Annotated in this window: 15 protein-coding genes and 2 pseudogenes; 11 read left to right on the top strand and 6 right to left on the bottom strand. The window is 72.8% G+C overall.

The features are described from left to right. Nucleotides 1-43: 43 nt before the first annotated feature. Nucleotides 44-1,195 carry a glycosyltransferase family 4 protein gene (locus R2740_RS06800; protein ID WP_371301930.1) on the bottom strand — a complete coding sequence of 384 codons (1,152 nt, stop codon included), beginning with the start codon at nucleotides 1,193-1,195 and terminating at the stop codon, nucleotides 44-46. A gap of 95 nt (nucleotides 1,196-1,290) precedes the next feature. Here R2740_RS06800 and R2740_RS06805 point away from each other — a divergent pair, with 95 nt between their 5' ends. The 3 genes from R2740_RS06805 to R2740_RS06815 all read left to right on the top strand — a co-directional run bounded on the left by R2740_RS06805 (nucleotide 1,291) and on the right by R2740_RS06815 (nucleotide 4,092). Beyond that, nucleotides 1,291-2,055 (top strand): class I SAM-dependent methyltransferase, encoded by a 765-nt coding sequence (locus R2740_RS06805; RefSeq protein WP_371301931.1) that lies wholly within the window; start codon nucleotides 1,291-1,293, stop codon nucleotides 2,053-2,055. Nucleotides 2,056-2,173: 118 nt separating this feature from the next. Next, nucleotides 2,174-3,148 carry a DUF3068 domain-containing protein gene (locus R2740_RS06810; protein WP_371301932.1) on the top strand — a complete coding sequence of 325 codons (975 nt, stop codon included), beginning with the start codon at nucleotides 2,174-2,176 and terminating at the stop codon, nucleotides 3,146-3,148. After that, complete coding sequence (locus R2740_RS06815) at nucleotides 3,148-4,092, top strand: UDP-glucuronic acid decarboxylase family protein (RefSeq protein ID WP_371301933.1); 945 nt, start codon at nucleotides 3,148-3,150, stop codon at nucleotides 4,090-4,092. The genes R2740_RS06810 and R2740_RS06815 overlap by 1 nt, the downstream gene beginning before the upstream one ends. Before the next feature lie 21 nt (nucleotides 4,093-4,113). Here the strand turns inward: R2740_RS06815 and R2740_RS06820 are convergent, their stop codons facing one another. After that, entirely contained in the window at nucleotides 4,114-4,950 is an 837-nt protein-coding gene (locus R2740_RS06820) for a class I SAM-dependent methyltransferase (protein WP_371301934.1), read from the bottom strand. 235 nt (nucleotides 4,951-5,185) lie between these two features. On the opposite strand from R2740_RS06820, the pseudogene rpsA reads away from it, so the two are divergent. The 5 genes and pseudogenes from rpsA (at nucleotide 5,186) to coaE (ending at nucleotide 8,830) form a co-directional block, all read left to right on the top strand. Then, nucleotides 5,186-6,666 (top strand): annotated as a pseudogene (rpsA, locus tag R2740_RS06825) (30S ribosomal protein S1). A gap of 116 nt (nucleotides 6,667-6,782) precedes the next feature. Then, a complete protein-coding gene (locus tag R2740_RS06830; protein WP_371301935.1) occupies nucleotides 6,783-7,664 on the top strand; it encodes a hypothetical protein in 882 nt (293 codons plus the stop codon). Between the two features lie 135 nt (nucleotides 7,665-7,799). Further along, nucleotides 7,800-7,877, top strand: a pseudogene (locus R2740_RS06835) (hypothetical protein); the annotation flags it as partial. Nucleotides 7,878-8,053: 176 nt separating this feature from the next. Beyond that, nucleotides 8,054-8,239, top strand: a complete 186-nt coding sequence (locus R2740_RS06840; RefSeq protein WP_371301995.1) for a hypothetical protein — start codon at nucleotides 8,054-8,056, stop codon at nucleotides 8,237-8,239. Nucleotides 8,240-8,242: 3 nt separating this feature from the next. Then, complete coding sequence (gene coaE / locus R2740_RS06845) at nucleotides 8,243-8,830, top strand: dephospho-CoA kinase (protein WP_371301936.1); 588 nt, start codon at nucleotides 8,243-8,245, stop codon at nucleotides 8,828-8,830. A gap of 21 nt (nucleotides 8,831-8,851) precedes the next feature. On the opposite strand, the gene R2740_RS06850 is transcribed toward coaE, so the two are convergent. From R2740_RS06850 to R2740_RS06860, 3 genes are all read right to left on the bottom strand, one after another. Continuing rightward, entirely contained in the window at nucleotides 8,852-9,805 is a 954-nt protein-coding gene (locus R2740_RS06850; RefSeq protein WP_371301937.1) for an RNA polymerase sigma factor RpoD/SigA, read from the bottom strand. A 209-nt stretch (nucleotides 9,806-10,014) separates the two neighbouring features. Next, complete coding sequence (locus R2740_RS06855; RefSeq protein WP_371301938.1) at nucleotides 10,015-10,647, bottom strand: HAD family hydrolase; 633 nt, start codon at nucleotides 10,645-10,647, stop codon at nucleotides 10,015-10,017. Next, nucleotides 10,647-12,806, bottom strand: coding sequence for a S9 family peptidase (locus R2740_RS06860; protein WP_371301939.1), 2,160 nt, complete (start codon nucleotides 12,804-12,806; stop codon nucleotides 10,647-10,649). The genes R2740_RS06855 and R2740_RS06860 overlap by 1 nt, the downstream gene beginning before the upstream one ends. 76 nt (nucleotides 12,807-12,882) lie before the next feature. Between R2740_RS06860 and pxpA the strand changes: the two genes are divergently transcribed. The 3 genes from pxpA (at nucleotide 12,883) to R2740_RS06875 (ending at nucleotide 15,639) form a co-directional block, all read left to right on the top strand. Further along, a complete protein-coding gene (pxpA, locus tag R2740_RS06865) occupies nucleotides 12,883-13,566 on the top strand; it encodes a 5-oxoprolinase subunit PxpA (RefSeq protein WP_371301991.1) in 684 nt (227 codons plus the stop codon). A gap of 532 nt (nucleotides 13,567-14,098) precedes the next feature. Then, a complete protein-coding gene (locus R2740_RS06870; RefSeq protein ID WP_371301940.1) occupies nucleotides 14,099-14,755 on the top strand; it encodes an allophanate hydrolase subunit 1 in 657 nt (218 codons plus the stop codon). Continuing rightward, a complete protein-coding gene (locus R2740_RS06875) occupies nucleotides 14,752-15,639 on the top strand; it encodes a biotin-dependent carboxyltransferase family protein (RefSeq protein WP_371301941.1) in 888 nt (295 codons plus the stop codon). Before R2740_RS06870 ends, R2740_RS06875 begins: the two co-directional genes overlap by 4 nt. Here R2740_RS06875 and R2740_RS06880 read toward each other — a convergent pair. Then, the gene (locus tag R2740_RS06880) at nucleotides 15,575-16,903 is read right to left on the bottom strand and encodes a DNA polymerase IV (RefSeq protein WP_371301942.1); all 1,329 of its coding nucleotides are present in this window, start codon (nucleotides 16,901-16,903) and stop codon (nucleotides 15,575-15,577) included. The genes R2740_RS06875 and R2740_RS06880 overlap by 65 nt on opposite strands. Nucleotides 16,904-16,933: the final 30 nt, after the last annotated feature.

Below are 16,933 nucleotides of genomic sequence, written 5' to 3' on the forward strand. Positions count from 1 at the left end.
CCCGCACCTCAGGTGTCGGGGGCTCGTTGGTCTGGGGGGAGTCTCAGGAGTGGGTGCGCTGGGCGAGCTGGCCGGCCAGGTGGTCGGCGAACGCCTGCTGGGAGGCCTCCCAGGTGAAGGACGCGGCGTGCTCCTCGGCGGCCTTGCCCATCTGGGTGCGCAGCGCGTCGTCGCGCAGTAGCCGGCCGAGGGCCGCGGTGAAACCCGCCAGGTCATCGGCGAGCAGCCCCGTCTCGCCGTCGACCAGCGACTCGCGGACCCCGCCGGCGGAGCGGAAGGCGACCACCGGCGTCTGGTGCAGCCCGGCCTCCACGACGGCGAGCCCCCAGCCCTCTTTGACCGAGGGCAGCGCGCTGACCCAGGCGCGGGCCAGCAGCCGGTGCTTCTCGTCCTCGCTGACATGGCCGGTGAACGTCACGGCGTCGGCCATGCCGAGCTCGGCGACCCGCTCGGTGAGGTGGTGGTGCCACCAGCCCTCGCCGACGATCGTGAGCCGGAGGTCCGGCAGGTCGCGGCGCAGGGCGTGCACGGCCTCGACGGCGAGCTCCACCCGCTTGTGCGGCACCAGCCGGCCGAGCACCACGACCTCCGGTGTCTCCGAGCGCGGACCCACGGCGACCTCGGGCAGCCGAGGTGAGCCGTTGCGGATCACGCTCACGGCCTCCCGCCGGACCCCCAGCTCGGTGAGCTCGTCACGGGTCGCCTCGCTGACCGTGACGTACGGCGACCGGCGGGCCACCCGAGGCGCGGCGCGCGACTCCAGCCACCAGCCGAGCCGCGCCATCGCGGGGGAGAACAGGATCGGCCACTGCTCCTTGTGGACGTGGTGGACGACCACGGTGACCGGGGTGCGCAGGTAGGCCGCCGCCAGGAACGGCATGCCGTTCTGGATCTCCACCACGACGTCGTGCCTCGGCAGCCGCCGTAGCAGCGCCCGCAGCGGGGCCAGGAGATAGATCGAGAGCCGACCGCCGGCGCGCACGTAGTCGACGCCGTCGAGCCGCTCGCTGGTGACCGCCCCGGGGTAGCGCGGGCAGAGCATGGTGACGTGGGCTCCGCGCTCGGCCAGTCCACGCGCCATCTGGCCGACGTAGACCTCCGAGCCGCCGGCCTCGGGGTGGCGCTCGTCGCGCCAGTTGAGGATCAGCACGTGCCGACCGGCCAACGGCTCGGACGAGGACGGGGGAGCGGTCACCTGGTTCCTTGCTCTTGCAGTGGTCGACGGTCCCGGGGACCGCACGGCGAGCCAGGTTACCAATGAGTAGCCGTGGGTGAATATGCTCCGCCTTCGTGTCCGCACTGACCTCCCGCAGCGCCGCCCGACCGGCCGGTCCGGGCGGACTGGGCCGGTCCGTGCGGCTCTTCCGCGACTTCCTGCACGAGCAGGACGACCCGGCCCGCTTCTACACCGCGCTGGCCGAGGACTCCGCGGCGATGGTGGGGCAGTACGCCGACCTCGCCGGCCGGCTGGTCCTCGACGTGGGCGCCGGCCCGCTCTACTTCGCGCGGGCCTTCGAGGCCGCCGGGGCGACGTACGTCGGCTGCGACGTCGACGCCGGCGACTTCGCCCACCAGACCGAGTCCAGCCTGGCGGTCGCCTGTGTGGGGCAGCGGCTGCCGTTCCGCACCGGCAGCATCGACGTCGCCTTCTCGTCCAACGTCCTCGAGCACGTCCCCGACCCCGAGGCGGTCTGCCGGGAGCTGGTGCGGGTCACGCGGCCGGGCGGTATCGCGGTGGCGTCGTTCACCAACTGGCTCTCCCCCTGGGGCGGCCACGAGACGTCGCCGTGGCACTACCTCGGTGGCGAGCGCGCCGTCCGCCGCTACCGGCGCCGCCATGGGCACGACCCGAAGAACCGCGTCGACCACAGCCTGTTCCGGCTGTCCGTGGCCGAGATGCTGCGGACGGCGCCGTCGATGCCGCTCGCCGAGGTGGTCGATGTCCGGCCGCGCTACTGGCCGGGGTGGTCGCGACCCCTGCTGCGGGTGCCCGGGCTCCGCGAGATCGCCACCTGGAACCTCTGGGTGGTCTGGCGGCGGCTCGACGACACGTGAGTGTGACGTAGGTGACACGGAAGTGACCAGCGAGTAGGTTTCGCTGCTAGCATCCCCCGCCGGATGTTCGGAGTGCTGCGCACGCGAGGTGCGAGCACGACACGAGAGGTTGAGTTTGATGCGCCGGATCGTCGGACTGGTGTTGCTCGGGCTCGCCGCGTTCCTCCTCACCATGGGGGCGCTGGTCAAGTGGTACGCCTACCCGCGACTGGCCGTCGTCCCGCTCGACCAGGACTCCGTGTCCATGTCGGTCGGCGAGAACATGACCTACTTCGACACCGGCACCCTGTCGGAGCAGACCGACACGCTGACCTCGACGCTGCGCACCATCGGCGACGTGAAGGCGTCCGAGGACCAGGGCGACAACACCGCCGTGTGGGACCAGTCGACCACGACGACCCGCTCCTCCGACGGTGTCGCCATCTCCGTCGGCACCATCCGCGCCGCCTTCGACCGCACCACCGGCTCGGCCGTCGACTGCTGCGACGCCAACATCGACGACGAGCCGGTGACCTACGACGGCAACATCTTCAAGTTCCCGTTCAACTCGCCGAAGGACGACTCGGTGATGTGGTGGGACGAGGACCTCAAGAGCGCGAACCCGATGACCTTCGAGGGCGAGGAGGAGGTCCTCGGGCTCAACACCTACAAGTACAGCCAGTCCATCGCGCCCACGCAGATCGGCACCATCAACGTGCCGCCCAGCGTGCTCGGCGAGACCGGCGATGAGGTGCTCACCGCCGACATGTACTTCGGCGTCGACCGCACCTACTGGGTCGAGCCCGAGACCGGCGTCATCATGAAGGCCCAGACCAGCCCCAACCAGACGCTGCGCTACAACGGCGAGGACCGGGTGGTCGCCACCCGCGGCACCACCGTCTACCCCGACTCGCAGGTCCAGGACAACATCGACGAGTACCAGCCGCTGGGCAGCCAGCTCCACCTGCTCCGGGTGGTGCTCCCGCTGGTCGGCCTGATCGTGGGTCTGCTGGCGCTGGTCGTCGGTGCGCTGCTGGTGCTGGGCTCGCGCGGACGCGACGAGGAGCCGGCAGCCGAGGAGCCGGCGGCCGACGAGGACACCGCCGACGTCTGATGCGAGTCGTCGTCACGGGGGGCGCGGGCTTCCTGGGCTCGCACCTGTGTGAGTCCTTCGTCCGCCAGGGTCACGAGGTGCTGTGCCTCGACAACTTCCTCACCGGCTCGCCGGCCAACGTCGAGCACCTCGCCGAGGAGGACGGCTTCCGGCTGGTGCGCACCGACGTCACCGACTTCATCCACGTGTCCGGCCCGGTCGACGCGGTGCTGCACTTCGCCTCACCCGCCTCGCCGGTCGACTACCTGCGGTTGCCGATCCAGACGCTCAAGGTCGGGTCGATCGGCACCCTGCACGCGCTCGGCCTGGCCCGCGACAAGGGCGCCCGCTTCGTGCTCGCGTCCACCTCGGAGGTCTACGGCGACCCGCAGGTGCACCCGCAGCCCGAGTCCTACTGGGGCCACGTCAACCCGGTCGGACCACGAGGGGTCTATGACGAGGCCAAGCGGTTCTCCGAGGCGCTGACGATGGCCTACCGGTCGACGTACGGCGTCGACACGGGCATCGTGCGCATCTTCAACACCTTCGGGCCGAGGATGCGCCCCAACGACGGGCGCGCCATTCCCAACTTCATCCGCCAGGCGCTGCTCGACCACCCGGTGACGGTCGCGGGCGACGGGAGCCAGACCCGCAGCATCTGCTTCGTCGACGACCTCGTCGACGGCATCGTGGCGCTGACCCTGTCGGACCAGCCGGGCCCGATGAACCTCGGCAACCCGCACGAGGTGTCGATGCTCGACCTGGCCCGCTGGATCATCGAGCTGACCGGCTCGGCGTCGCAGATCCAGCTCGTCCCGCGCCCGGTCGACGACCCGGAGGTGCGTCGACCCGACACCACCCTGGCCCGGGAGAGGCTGGGCTGGGAGCCGAAGGTGCCGATCGAGCAGGGGCTGCAGCGGACCATCGAGTGGTTCCGCGCGCACCCGGAGCTGGTCGTCGACTGAGGCCGCCCGGCCGGCCCGGCGTCACTCCCGGCCGTCGGCCGGCTGCCGCAACGTGGCCGCGATGATCGCCGTCCCCGGGGTCAGCCGGCCCCGCAGCCGGCTCCAGCCACCCCACACCCGGTCATGGTCCTCGGGCCACTCGGGCTCGACCAGGCGGACCACCGCGAAGCCGTGCCGGGCCAGCACGTCGACCCAGTCCTCGAGGGTGCGGTGGTGTTCGACGTAGCTCACGACACCGGTGGCGTCGTCGACCTCGACGTACGGCGTCCGGTCCCAGTAGGACTGCGACGCGACCAGGCCGAGCTCACCGGGGTCGTCGGGGAAGCTCCAGCGGGTGGGATGGGTGATCGAGAAGGCGAACCTGCCGCCGGGGCGGAGCACCCGCGCGGTCTCGGCGACCGCGACGTCGAGGGCCGCGATGAACTGCAGGGCGCCGAAGGACGAGAACACCACGTCGAAGGACCGGGCCCGGAACGGCAGGGCGGTGGCGGTCCCGAGCACCGAGGGGACCACGACCCCGGTCTCGTCGTCGAGACGGCGGGAGTGCTGCAGCTGGCGCCGCGACAGGTCCAGCCCGACGGCCCGACCGCCCTGCGCGCGCACCCAGCGGGAGCACTGCCCGGCTCCGGAGCCGACCTCCAGCACGTCGCGCCCCGCCACCTCGCCGAGGACCCGCGCGCGCTCCTCGGTCAGCCCCTCGGGCCCCCAGACGAAGCCCACGTCGCCGAGGAACTCCCCGTGCGTGGCCTGGTACTCGTCGGCGTACCGGTCCCAGTCGGGGCCGTTGGCCCGTCGCGACTCCGCCTCGTCGACCTGGCGGCGCTCGACCCGGACCCGCTGCGGCAGGTGGTCCTCCACGACGGCGACCCTACTGGGCGGTTCCCCGGAATGGACGCACGTGGGCGCACCCGCGTAGGCTTACCGTTCGCCAGAGGTCTGCCTGGGTTCCAGACGGAGCGGACGCCGGCTCGCTATCACGGCCCCGCGGTCCATCCCCACGGATGTCCCTTGTCGGGCACGAGCTCCATCGGTAGTGAAACCGACCTCCGGCATGCCCGCACGACACCTATCCACCCAAGGACCCAGTTCCCCTATGACGAGCAGCCTCACCTCCCCTCTGACGGACCCCATGAGCGACGTCGACGCCCCCCAGGTGGCAGTCAACGACATCGGTTCGGAGGAGGACTTCCTCGCCGCGATCGACGAGACCATCAAGTACTTCAACGACGGCGACATCGTGGATGGCACCGTCGTCAAGGTCGACCGGGACGAGGTCCTGCTCGACATCGGCTACAAGACCGAGGGCGTCATCCCCTCGCGCGAGCTGTCCATCAAGCACGACGTCGACCCGGCCGAGGTCGTCACCGTCGGTGACGCCGTCGAGGCCCTGGTCCTCCAGAAGGAGGACAAGGAGGGTCGGCTGATCCTGTCCAAGAAGCGCGCCCAGTACGAGCGCGCCTGGGGCACGATCGAGCAGGTCAAGGAGGAGGACGGCGTCGTCGAGGGCACCGTCATCGAGGTCGTCAAGGGCGGCCTGATCCTCGACATCGGCCTGCGCGGCTTCCTCCCGGCGTCGCTGGTGGAGATGCGTCGCGTCCGCGACCTGCAGCCCTACGTCGGCCAGACGCTCGAGGCGAAGATCATCGAGCTCGACAAGAACCGCAACAACGTGGTGCTGTCGCGTCGTGCGTGGCTGGAGCAGACCCAGTCCGAGGTGCGGCACGGGTTCCTCACCCAGCTGGGCAAGGGCCAGATCCGCAAGGGCGTGGTCTCCTCGATCGTCAACTTCGGTGCCTTCGTGGACCTCGGTGGCGTCGATGGCCTGGTGCACGTCTCGGAGCTGTCGTGGAAGCACATCGACCACCCCAGCGAGGTCGTGGCCGTCGGTGACGAGGTCACCGTCGAGGTGCTCGACGTCGACATGGACCGCGAGCGGGTCTCGCTGTCGCTCAAGGCGACGCAGGAGGACCCCTGGCAGCACTTCGCCCGCACCCACCAGATCGGTCAGATCGTGCCCGGCAAGGTCACCAAGCTGGTGCCGTTCGGCTCGTTCGTCCGGGTCGAGGAGGGCATCGAGGGCCTGGTGCACATCTCCGAACTGGCCGAGCGCCACGTGGAGATCCCCGAGCAGGTCGTCCAGGTCAACGACTCCGTCATGGTCAAGATCATCGACATCGACCTCGAGCGGCGCCGGATCTCGCTGTCGCTCAAGCAGGCCAACGAGACGGCCGTCGCGACCGATGTCGAGGAGTTCGACCCGACCCTCTACGGCATGACCGCGACCTACGACGAGCAGGGCAACTACGTCTACCCCGAGGGCTTCGACCCCGAGACCGGCGAGTGGCTCGAGGGCTACGACGAGCAGCGCGCCACCTGGGAGGAGCAGTACGCCCAGGCGCACGCCCGCTGGGAGGCCCACGTCAAGCAGCAGAAGGAGGCCGCCGCGGCCGAGGTCGAGGCCGGCGAGGCCACGTCCTACCCTCCGGCGAGACCGCCGAGCCCGAGACCGGCGGCTCGCTGGCCTCCGACGAGGCGCTCCAGGCGCTCCGCGAGAAGCTCACCGGCGGCAACTGACCGGCGGCAGCCGACAGGCACCACGACGGGGCCGGGTCTCCCACGGGGACCCGGCCCCGTCGTCCGTCTCGTCGCGGCTCCCGCCCCGCAGGCCGCGGAGCCCCTAGGCTGGCCGGGTGACCAGCGCGCCGGCGACCAAGCGGCTCGTGCTCGGCGTCGGAGCCCAGAAGGCCGGCACGTCGTGGCTGCACGACTACCTCGCCCGGTCGCCCCAGGCCGCCGGCTGCCTGAAGGAGTACCACCTCTTCGACGTGCTCGACCTCGACTCCGCGGCCGACATGCGCGCCACCATGCTGGCCAAGGCCGAGCGGGCGCTGCGCCGGCTGTCGGGCGGCGCCGACGCGGCCCGCGCCCCGGACGCGCCGGCGCTCCAACGGGCGGTGTTCTACGCCGACCCGTCGACGTACTTCGACTATCTCGCCGGCCTGCTGGCCCCCGACGGCATCCGGGCCACGACCGACCTCACTCCGGCCTACGCCGGGCTGTCGGCTGCCCGGTTCGCCTCGATCCGCGCCGAGCTGGCCGGCCGGGGGATCGGGCTGCACGTGGTGTTCCTGCTGCGCGACCCGGTGGAGCGGATCTGGTCCGCGGAGCGGATGTACCACCGCAACCACCCCGCGGAGGAGCAGGTGGAGACGGTCGAGGCGCGGCTGCTGCGCACCTACGACCATCCCTTCCACGAGATGCGCACCCGCTACCAGCAGACGCTGGCCGTGCTCGACGAGGTGTTCGCCCCCGACGAGGTGACCGTGGAGCTCTACGAGCGGCTGTTCGTGCCCGAGACGCTGGCGCGGCTGTGCGGACGGATCGGGATCGACCCGCCGGACGCCGACCTGGATCATCGCGTCAACAGCTCGCCCAAGTCGGCCGAGCTGACGCCGGACACCGCCGCACGGGTGGCCCGCCACTACGCCGACGTCTACGACGCCGTGGCCGCGCGCCTCGGTGCCGATCTGGTCGCCGAGGCCTGGCCGCACGCGGCCCTGGCGCTCGGCTGACCGCGAGGACGCACGGCGACGCGTCGGCGCGAAACCCGCGACGCATGGCCGACACGTGCCGTGGGGGAGCCGCTCGTGGGTCACAATGTCTCGGTGATCAAGCTGGAGCTCCTCCTCGGGATCGCCGTGCTGGCGATGTGGGTGTTCTGTCTGGTCGACCTGCTCGGCACCCGGGACGACCAGGTCCGTGGGCTGCCCAAGCTGGGCTGGTTCGTGGTCGTGCTGCTGTTCCCGCTGCTGGGCTCGGTGCTCTGGCTGGTGGCCGGACGGCCCGGCCGGCGGCCCGGCCGCGGTCCTACGAGCGGCCGGCACCGGAGTTCCCGGAGTACGACCGCCCCGGCCGCGCCGCGGCGGGCAGCCCCGAGCAGGACGCGGCCTTCCTGCGGCAGGTGCGCGAGCGTGCCGAGGAGCAGCGGCGGCGCTACGACCGGCAGCGCCGGGCCGAGCAGCAGGCCGAGGAGCAACGGGCCGCCGAGCGGCGGGCCCGGCGTGACGATGCCTCGGCCGAGGGCAGCGCGGCGAGCGCGCCCGAGGGGCCGGTCGGCGAGCCGTCCGACGGCGGCGACGAGGGCTGACCGGTGCGGGTAGGGCTGACCGGTGGCGTCGCATCCGGCAAGACCAGCGTCGGCGAGCTGCTCGTCGAGCACGGTGCGGTGCTGATCGACGCCGACCTGCTCGCCCGCGAGGTGGTCGCCCCGGGGACGACCGGCCTGGAGGAGGTGGTGGCGGCGTTCGGGACGGAGGTGCTCGACCCCGAGGGGGCGCTGGACCGACCGGCACTGGGTGCGCTGGTGTTCGCCGACGAGGCGGCGCGACGCCGGCCGGAGGCCATCATCCACCCGCGGGTGCGGGCTCGGGCGGCCGAGCTCGAGGCGGCCGCCCCCGCCGGCGCGCTGGTGGTGCACGACATCCCGCTGCTGGTGGAGACCGGTCAGGCCGACGCCTTCGACGCCGTGATCGTGGTCGACGCACCCGCGGAGCTGCAGGTGCAGCGGATGGTCGGCTCGCGCGGCCTCACCGTCGCGGAGGCCGAGGCCCGGATCGCCGCCCAGGCGACCCGGGAGGAGCGGCTCGCCGCGGCGACCTACGTCATCGACAACACCGGGACATGGGACGACCTCCGCCACCGGGTGGCGGAGGTCGTCGCAGCCCTGCGCTCAGGCTGATCTGTCGGCCGGCGGACCGGGTCAGGCGGCCAGGTCGGGGTCGGCGAAGCGGCGCAGCTTGGCCAGCGCCTCGCGCTCGAGCTGGCGGACCCGCTCGGCGGAGATGCCGTGGCGGGCGCCGATGTCGGCGAGCTTGTGCTGGCGACCGTCGAGCAGGCCGTAGCGGGACCGGATGATGTCGGCCGCGCGCTCGTCGAGCTGCTCGACCAGCTGGTCCAGCCGGGCCCGGGCCTCGACGTCGAGGACCTCCAGGTCGGGACCGGGGGCGGTCTCCTGGGCCATCAGGTCGCCCAGTGAGGTGTCGCCGTCCTCGTCGACGGGGGTGTCCAGGCTGACGTGCTCGCGGCCCCAGGCCATCAGGTCGAGGACCCGGTCGAGGTCCATGCCCAGCTCGGCGGCGATCTCGGCCGGGTCGGGGTCGCGGCCCAGCTGCCGCTCGAGGGTGCGCCGGGCGCCCCCGACCTGGTTGAGCTCCTCGACGACGTGGACGGGGAGCCGGACCACGCGGGCCTGCTGGGCGATGCCCCGGGTGATCGCCTGGCGCACCCACCAGGTCGCGTAGGTCGAGAACTTGTAGCCCTTGGTGTAGTCGAACTTCTCCACTGCCCGGATCAGGCCGGTGTTGCCCTCCTGGATCAGGTCGAGCATCGGCATCTGCGCGCGGCCGTACTTGCGGGCGATCGAGACGACCAGTCGCAGGTTGGCGGTGATGAACGTGTCGACGGCCTTGCGGCCCTCCTCGGCGAGCCACTCCAGCTCTTCGACGGAGGCGTAGCCGGGGGCGCCGCCCTTCTTGCGGCCGATGCGGCCCTCGGCGAGCAGCGCCTCGGCCATCAGGCCGGCCTCGATGGTCTTGGAGAGCTCCACCTCGAGGGCGGCGTCCAGCAGGGGGTTGCGGGCGATCTCGTCGAGGTAGAGGCCGACGCTGTCGCGCCCCTCGATCTCACGCCCCGGGGTTGCCGTGCGGGTTGCCATGGTGGCTGGTTCCTCCTCCTTGCATGGGCCGACGCGTGGCGTCGGTCCCACTGCCTGCTACAACACCGGCCGGGGATCGGGTGTTCCCGCTCCTGCGTTGTTGCCTTGTACCCAGCCAGACGTGTGGCAGCCCTCGGAAGTTGCCGCTGTCGGCAACTCTCAGGGAGTTCTCAGTGATCTCCCCGAGACGGTCGCGCGGCCGGAGCCGGTCAGGAGGGACGCAGGTGGGGGAGCGCGGCCGCCAGGCTCGCCGCGACGGGTGCCTCGGGGAAGGCGCTGAACTCCGAGCAGGGGGAGTGCACGCCGATGAAGCCCACGCCGGCCTCGCGGGCGGCGGCGGCGTCCCAGGCGCTGTCGCCGACCATGTGACAGCCGTCGGACGACGCCCCCAGGAGCTCCAGGGCGCGCCGCAGCCCGTCGCCCGCGGGCTTGGGACGCACCAGCGGGTCGCGGCCCACCACGGCGTCGACGCCCAGCCCGTGGCGCTCCAGCACCTGCCGGGCGACGTCCTGGGGGAGCAGCGTGACCACGGCCACCGGCACGCCCGACAGCGCCTCGAGGAACGCCGCCACACCGGGCATCGGTCGGGACAGCCCGACGGCGGCCCGCTCGTGGCCGGCGATCGTCTCGGAGACGGCGTACCACTGGTCGCCGGCGGGCAGCTGCCCGAGCAGCGCCATGCAGGCTCGCGTCGCTGCGGTCCAGCCGGTCTCCGGCCCGTGCTCCTCGACGGCCTGCCCGAGCACCGCCAGCACGTCGCGCCAGGCGGTGTCGTAGTCGGTGAACGACTGGACGTCGACCAGCGTGCGGTCGAGGTCGAGGAGGACGGCGGGGTGGGACATCAGGCCCCCGCGGGGAGAGGCGCCGCGCCCTGGGGCGACCGGTCGGCGAGGCCCATCCGGTCGAGCATCCAGGCCAGGGAGAAGGCCCGGTCCTGCCAGGACTTGTAGCGGCCGGACACGCCCGCGTGCCCGGCCACCATCTCGGTGCGCAGCAGGAAGTCCCGGCGTCCGGTCGCCGTCGCGCGCAGCTTGGCCACCCACTTGGCGGGCTCGACATAGAGCACCCGGGTGTCGTTGAGCGAGGTCTCCGCGAGGATCGGCGGGTAGTCCTGGGCCACGACGTTGTCGTAGGGGGCGTAGCCGGCGAGGTAGGCGTAGACCTCGGGATCGGCCTCCGGATTGCCCCACTCGTCGTACTCGGTGACCGTCAGCGGCAGGGAGGCGTCGAGCATCGTGGTCAGGTTGTCGACGAAGGGGACACCCGCCACCACGCCCGCGAACAGCTCGGGCGCCTGGTTGACCACGGCACCCACCAGCAGGCCACCCGCGCTGGCCCCTTCGCAGACCAGCGTCTCCGGCGTGGCCCAGCCGGTGTCGACGAGGTGTCGGGCCGCCGCCACGAAGTCGTCGAAGGTGGCCCGCTTGTGGTCGAGCTTGCCCTGGTCGTACCACCGCCGGCCCATCTCGCCGCCGCCACGGACGTGGGCGATGGCGAATCCCGCCCCGCGGTCCAACAGCGAGAGCCGGGCCACGGAGAAGTAGGGGTCGATCGACATCTCGTAGGCGCCGTAGCCGTAGAGCAGGAAGGGGATCGGCCCGTCGTCGCGGGCGCCCCGGCGGCACACCAGCGACACCGGGACCCGCTCGCCGTCGGAGGAGGTGGCCCAGACCCGGTGCTCCTCGTAGTCGTCGGGGTCGTAGCCCCCGAGGACGGGGGAGCGGCGCAGCAGGGTGAGCTCGCGGTCGCGGACGTCGTAGCTGTAGACGGAGCTGGGCACCGCGAGCGTGGTGTAGCCGAGCCGCACCACGGGCTGGTCGAACGACGGGTTGCCGCCGCTGCCGACGGTGTAGACCTCGTGGTCGAACTCGACGAGATGGTCGTCGGCCACGCCGGTGTCGTCGAGCCCCAGGATGCGCAGCTGGGTGAGCCCCTCGCTGCGCTGGTGGACGACCAGGTGGCTGCGGAAGGCGTCGACCGACTCGAGGCGGACGGCCGGGTCGTGCGCGACGAGCGGGCGCCAGTCCTCGGGGTCGGTCGGCGCGACGGGGGCCACCCCGATCTCGAAGTCCGCGCCGGTGGCGTTGTGCAGCACCAGGAACACGTCGCGGCCGCCGAGCACGGCGTGCTCGAGGGAGTACTCGAGGCCCTCGCGGCGCGGTGCGAAGACCTGCCATCCCGCCTGCGGGTCGTCGGTGTCGAGGACGTGGTACTCCGAGGTCGTCTTCGACCCCGCCGCCACCACGAGGAACCGGTCGGAGCGGGTGCGGCCGCAGCCGACCCAGAACCGCGCGTCGGTCTCGTGGTAGACGAGCTCGTCGTCGTCCTGAGGGGTGCCGAGCCGGTGCCGCCAGATCCGGTCCGGCCGCCAGGACTCGTCGACGGTGGCGTAGTAGAGGTCGAGGCCGTCTCGGCTCCAGGTGACCCCGCCCATCACGTCGGTCAGCTCGTCGGTCAGCAGGTCGCCGTGCTCGAGGTCCTTGACCCGCACGGTGTAGCGCTCGTCGCCGCGGGTGTCGACGGAGTAGGCCAGCAGCCTTCCGTCGAGGCTCACGCTGGACCCGCCGAGCGAGAAGAACTCGTGGCCCTCGGCGAGCTCGTTGAGGTCGAGCAGCAGCTGCTCGCCGGGCAGCGCGGGCTCGTCGGGCCGGCAGTCCTCCGCGGGCTTCGGGGGCAGCCAGTCGGCCTCGTCGGTGACCGGGACGCGGCAGCTGGCGCCGTACTGCTTGCCCTCGAAGGAGCGGGAGTAGTACCAGAACCCCCGGTTGCGGGTGGGGACCGAGAGGTCGGTCTCCAGGGTGCGCGCCTTGATCTCGTCGAAGATCGCCTCACGGAGGTCGGCGAGGTGGTCGGTGCGCTCCTCGGTGTAGGCGTTCTCGGCCTCGAGGTAGGCCGTCACCTCGGGGTCGTCCTTCCTCCGCAGCCACTCGTAGTGGTCGACCCGGACCTGGCCGTGGTGGGTCTGACGGTGCTCACGGCGCGCGGCGACGGGGGGCTGCATGAGGCGAGGGTAGCCAAGGACAATGGGGGACGTGACACCCGAGGCAGGGCCAGCCGCGACACCCCCCGAGACCGGGCTGGTGGTGGACCTCAACGCCGACCTGGGCGAGGAGGTGACCGACGACGCCGCACTGCTGGCGCTGGTGACCTCGGCCAACGTCGCCTGCGGCTATCACGCCGGCTCGCCGGCCATCATGCGTGCGGTGTGCGAGGAGGCTGCCCGGCTGGGCGTCTCGGTCGGCGCCCAGGTGTCCTACGCCGACCGGCCGGGCTTCGGCCGGGTGGCGCGCGAGGTCGCCTACGACGTGCTCCGCGAGCAGGTGACCGACCAGGTCGGCACGCTGGCGGCGCTCGCGGCCGAGGCGGGGGTCGCGGTCCGCTACGTCAAGCCGCACGGTGCGCTCTACCACCGGGTCGCCACCGACCCGGAGCAGGCGCGGGCGGTGCTCGACGGCTCCGGGTCGCTGCCGGTCCTCGGCCTGCCCGGCGCGGTGGTGCTGGAGCTCGCGGCGGCGGGTCGGCGACGGGTCTGGCACGAGGGCTTCCCCGACCGCGGCTACCTGCCCGACGGCGGTCTGGTGCCCCGCGACCGGCCGGGCGCGCTGCTCACCGACACCGACGAGATCGCCCGGCGGGCCGTCGACCTGGCCCGGCGGGTCGACTCTGTCTGCCTGCACGGCGACACCCCGGGCGCCGTCGCCCATGCCCGGGCGGTGCGGCGCGCCCTGCTCGACGCCGGCTTCCGGCTGACCGGTCTCTGAGGACGGCTTCTGAGGCCGGCTTCTGAGGATCGGCCCCGGCGGATCGGCCCGGGCGGATCGGCCCCGAGGAGCGGCTCCGGGGTGACGTGCTGCGGCCGGCGGTTCTCCACAGGTGGGGCCCTGATCTGTGGAGAGAACCGGTCCTCCTGTGGACGCCGAGGGACGTTCTGTGGACGACACGCCGACACCCAGGATTTGCCCCAAGTTTCTTCGGATTTCCCCTTGCGCCGGCGGTGCCGGAGGCGTAGAACTCTCTCTACCAGTTCCGCTTGCGGGGCTGGGGATCGAGTGGAAAAGAAGGTCCATCCGGCGGGCTTGCCCGCCGCGCCGAACCGGTGACGGGTGCCGGCGGGACCGGAGGAGAAGCGCGATCGACCGGGACGTCACCGAGCGGTCAAGCCGAGGGGCTCCTGATGCTCATACCATCTGGAGCCCCTCACCCTATTTCGGCACCAGGATGACACAGCGCCGAGGCGCCGGTCGAGGTGTTCCGGGTGGTGGGCGCGCCGGGTCCGGTCGGGATACTGGTCCGGTGAGGATCCGTCGCTACGGCGCCCGCGCGCTGCTCGTCGAGCTCGACGGCCCCGGGACCGCCGGTGAGCTCGCCGCCTGGCTGCGGTCGCGGCGGCTGGCCGACGAGGTGGTGCCCGGTGCGCGCACGGTGCTGCTCAGTGGGGTGCGCGGCGGTGCGTATGGCGGCGCGGACGGCGCTGTGGACGGCGACAGGTCCGACCTCACCGACGCCGCGGTGGCCGGGGTCGAGCGGGTGCTCGCCGGCTGGGTCCCGGGCGAGGCACGCGCCCGGGGACCCCTGGTCGAGCTGCCGGTGCGCTACGACGGCCCCGACCTCGACGACGTCGCGCGCCGATGGGGGATGACCCGCCGGGAGGCGGTTGCCACCCACGCCGCCGTCGAGCACGTGGTGGCCTTCTGCGGCTTCGCTCCGGGCTTTCCCTACCTCGCCGGGCTGCCGGAGGAGCTGGCGGTCCCACGCCTGGAGTCGCCCCGGTCGCGGGTCCCGGCCGGGGCGGTGGGGATCGCCGACACCTGGACCGGCGTCTATCCGACCGGGTCCCCGGGTGGCTGGCGGCTGCTTGGACACACCGAGGCCTCGCTCTGGGAGCCCGAGCGCGAGCCGCCCGCTCTGCTGCCGCCCGGCACCCGGGTCCGGATCGTGGTGCAGCCATGACGCTGGAGGTGACGCGCGCCGAGGGCCTGGTGACCGTGCAGGACGCGGGCCGCCGCGGGTTCGCGCACCTCGGGGTCCCCGAGGCCGGCCCGCTGGACCGACCGGCGGCCGATCTGGCCAACCGCCTGGTCGGCAACGAACCGGGCGCCGCGCTCCTGGAGACCACGCTCCTCGGCCTCTCGGTGCGCGCGCTCCGTGCGGTCACCGTGGCCGTCACGGGGGCGCCCTGCGCGGTGGAGGTCGACGGCCGCGGGCGGCCCTTCGGGGAGCCGCTGAGCATCGCGGCCGGCGCCGAGCTGAGCGTCGGCGCGGCCACCAGGGGCGTGCGCAGCTATCTGGCGGTCTCCGGCGGCGTCGCCGTGGAGCCCGTGCTCGGCTCGCGGTCGACGGACACCCTCGCCTGGGTCGGCCCACCCGCCCTCACCGTGGGGATGCGACTTCCGGTGGGGCCCGGCCGGACGCCCCGGCCGGTCGACGTACCGGCGCGGGTGGAGGGGGAGGGGCCGCTGCGGGTGCGTCCCGGGCCGCGCGCCGACTGGTTCGCCGACCAGGTGCTGGACCACCTCACCCGTGAGGAGTACGTCGTCGACGCGGCCTCCAACCGGGTCGGACTGCGGTTGACGGGGTCGCCGCTGGCCAGGGTCGTGGAACGGGAGCTGCCGAGCGAGGGGCTGGTGCTCGGCGCCGTCCAGGTCCCGCCCGACGGCCAGCCCGTGGTGATGCTGGCCGACCATCCGACCACCGGCGGCTATCCAGTGGTGGCGGTGGTGGAGGCCGATGACCTGTTCCGGTGCGCGCAGCTGCGCCCGGGCGACGCGGTCAGGTTCCGTCGCTGGGAGCCTCGGGTACCGGGGCCCGGTGCAGCGCCTCGTCGTCGACCCTGAAGGAGCGCACCGGTCCGGCGGGCGTGTCGCGCGTCTCGAAGCGCACCGTCACCACGCCACGGCCCGAGCCCCAGACCCACCCGGCGCCGAGCTCGTCGTGGACGACGTCCATGCCCGGCGCCCAGGCGCGGTGCCGGGCGGTGGCCGGGAGCTCGGGCGGCGGCTCCTCGTCGTCGTCCGGGGCGGGGTCGAGCTCGCCGAACAGGTCCTCCTGCACCCAGTCGGCCAGCCCGGAGACGCCGACCCCGAGCAGTCGGACCCCACCCGAGGTGTCGAGGTCGTCGAGCAGCCCACGGGCGAGCCGGGCGATGGTGGTCGCGGTGTCGGTCGGCGAGGTCAGGGTCGTCGAGCGGCTCAGGGTGGTGAAGTCGTAGAGGCGCACCTTGATGGACACGGTGCGCCCCGAGAGGCCGGCCTTGCGGAGCCGGGTCGCCACCTCGCCGGCCTGACGGGTCAGCAGCCCGGCCATCAGGGTGCGGTCGGTGAGGTCGGTGTCGTAGGTGCCCTCCACGCTGACCGACTTGGTCTCCCGCTCGGGCACCACCGGCCGGTCGTCGCGGGCGTGCGCCAGCTCGTGGAGGGTCTGACCGTGTGCCTTCCCGACGAGCCGCACCAGCTCCTCCAGGCTGACCTGCTCCAGATCGGCGACGGTGTGGACGCCGGCCCGGCGTAGCCGCTCCGCGGTGGCGGGGCCGACCCCCGGGATCACGGTGACATGCATCGGGCGGAGCAGGTCGAGCTCGGTGCCGGGCGCGACCACGACGAGGCCGTCGGGCTTGTCGAGGTCGCTGGCGACCTTGGCGATGAACTTGCTGGTGCCGAGCCCGACCGACGCGGTCAGCCCGCCGGTGGCCTCGGCCACACGCCCTCGCAGCTGCTCGGCGAATGCCGTCACGGTGGCGACCTCGTGGTCGGGGAGCGCCGAGCGCTCCAGGTCGACGAACGCCTCGTCGAGGGAGAGGGGCTCGACGAGCGGGGAGATCTCGCGGAGCAGCTCCATGACGGTCTGACTGGTCTGCCGATAGGCGTGGAAGCGGCCGCTGAGGAACGCCGCGTGCGGGCACCGGGCCCGCGCCTCCCGGGTCGACATCGCGGAGCGGACGCCGTACGCGCGGGCCTCGTAGGACGCCGTCGCCACCACCCCGCGACCGCCGACGCCGCCCACCACCACCGGCTTGCCGCGCAGTGACGGCTTGTCGCGCTGCTCGACGGCGGCGAAGAAGGCGTCGAGGTCCAGATGCAGGACCGACGCGGTGGCGCGCACGACGCTCGCCTCAGCGGGAAGGCTCGGTCG

The organism is Nocardioides sp., assembly GCF_041393715.1.
Taxonomy (GTDB): domain Bacteria; phylum Actinomycetota; class Actinomycetes; order Propionibacteriales; family Nocardioidaceae; genus Nocardioides.

What these genes read in the sequence shown, in the direction of transcription:
- R2740_RS06810 (WP_371301932.1), top strand. Translation starts at nt 2,174, where the DNA reads ATGCGCCGGATCGTCGGACTGGTGTTGCTCGGGCTCGCCGCGTTCCTC.
- R2740_RS06815 (WP_371301933.1), top strand. Translation starts at nt 3,148, where the DNA reads ATGCGAGTCGTCGTCACGGGGGGCGCGGGCTTCCTGGGCTCGCACCTG.
- R2740_RS06850 (WP_371301937.1), bottom strand. Translation starts at nt 9,805, where the DNA reads ATGGCAACCCGCACGGCAACCCCGGGGCGTGAGATCGAGGGGCGCGAC.
- R2740_RS06855 (WP_371301938.1), bottom strand. Translation starts at nt 10,647, where the DNA reads ATGTCCCACCCCGCCGTCCTCCTCGACCTCGACCGCACGCTGGTCGAC.
- R2740_RS06860 (WP_371301939.1), bottom strand. Translation starts at nt 12,806, where the DNA reads ATGCAGCCCCCCGTCGCCGCGCGCCGTGAGCACCGTCAGACCCACCAC.
- R2740_RS06875 (WP_371301941.1), top strand. Translation starts at nt 14,752, where the DNA reads ATGACGCTGGAGGTGACGCGCGCCGAGGGCCTGGTGACCGTGCAGGAC.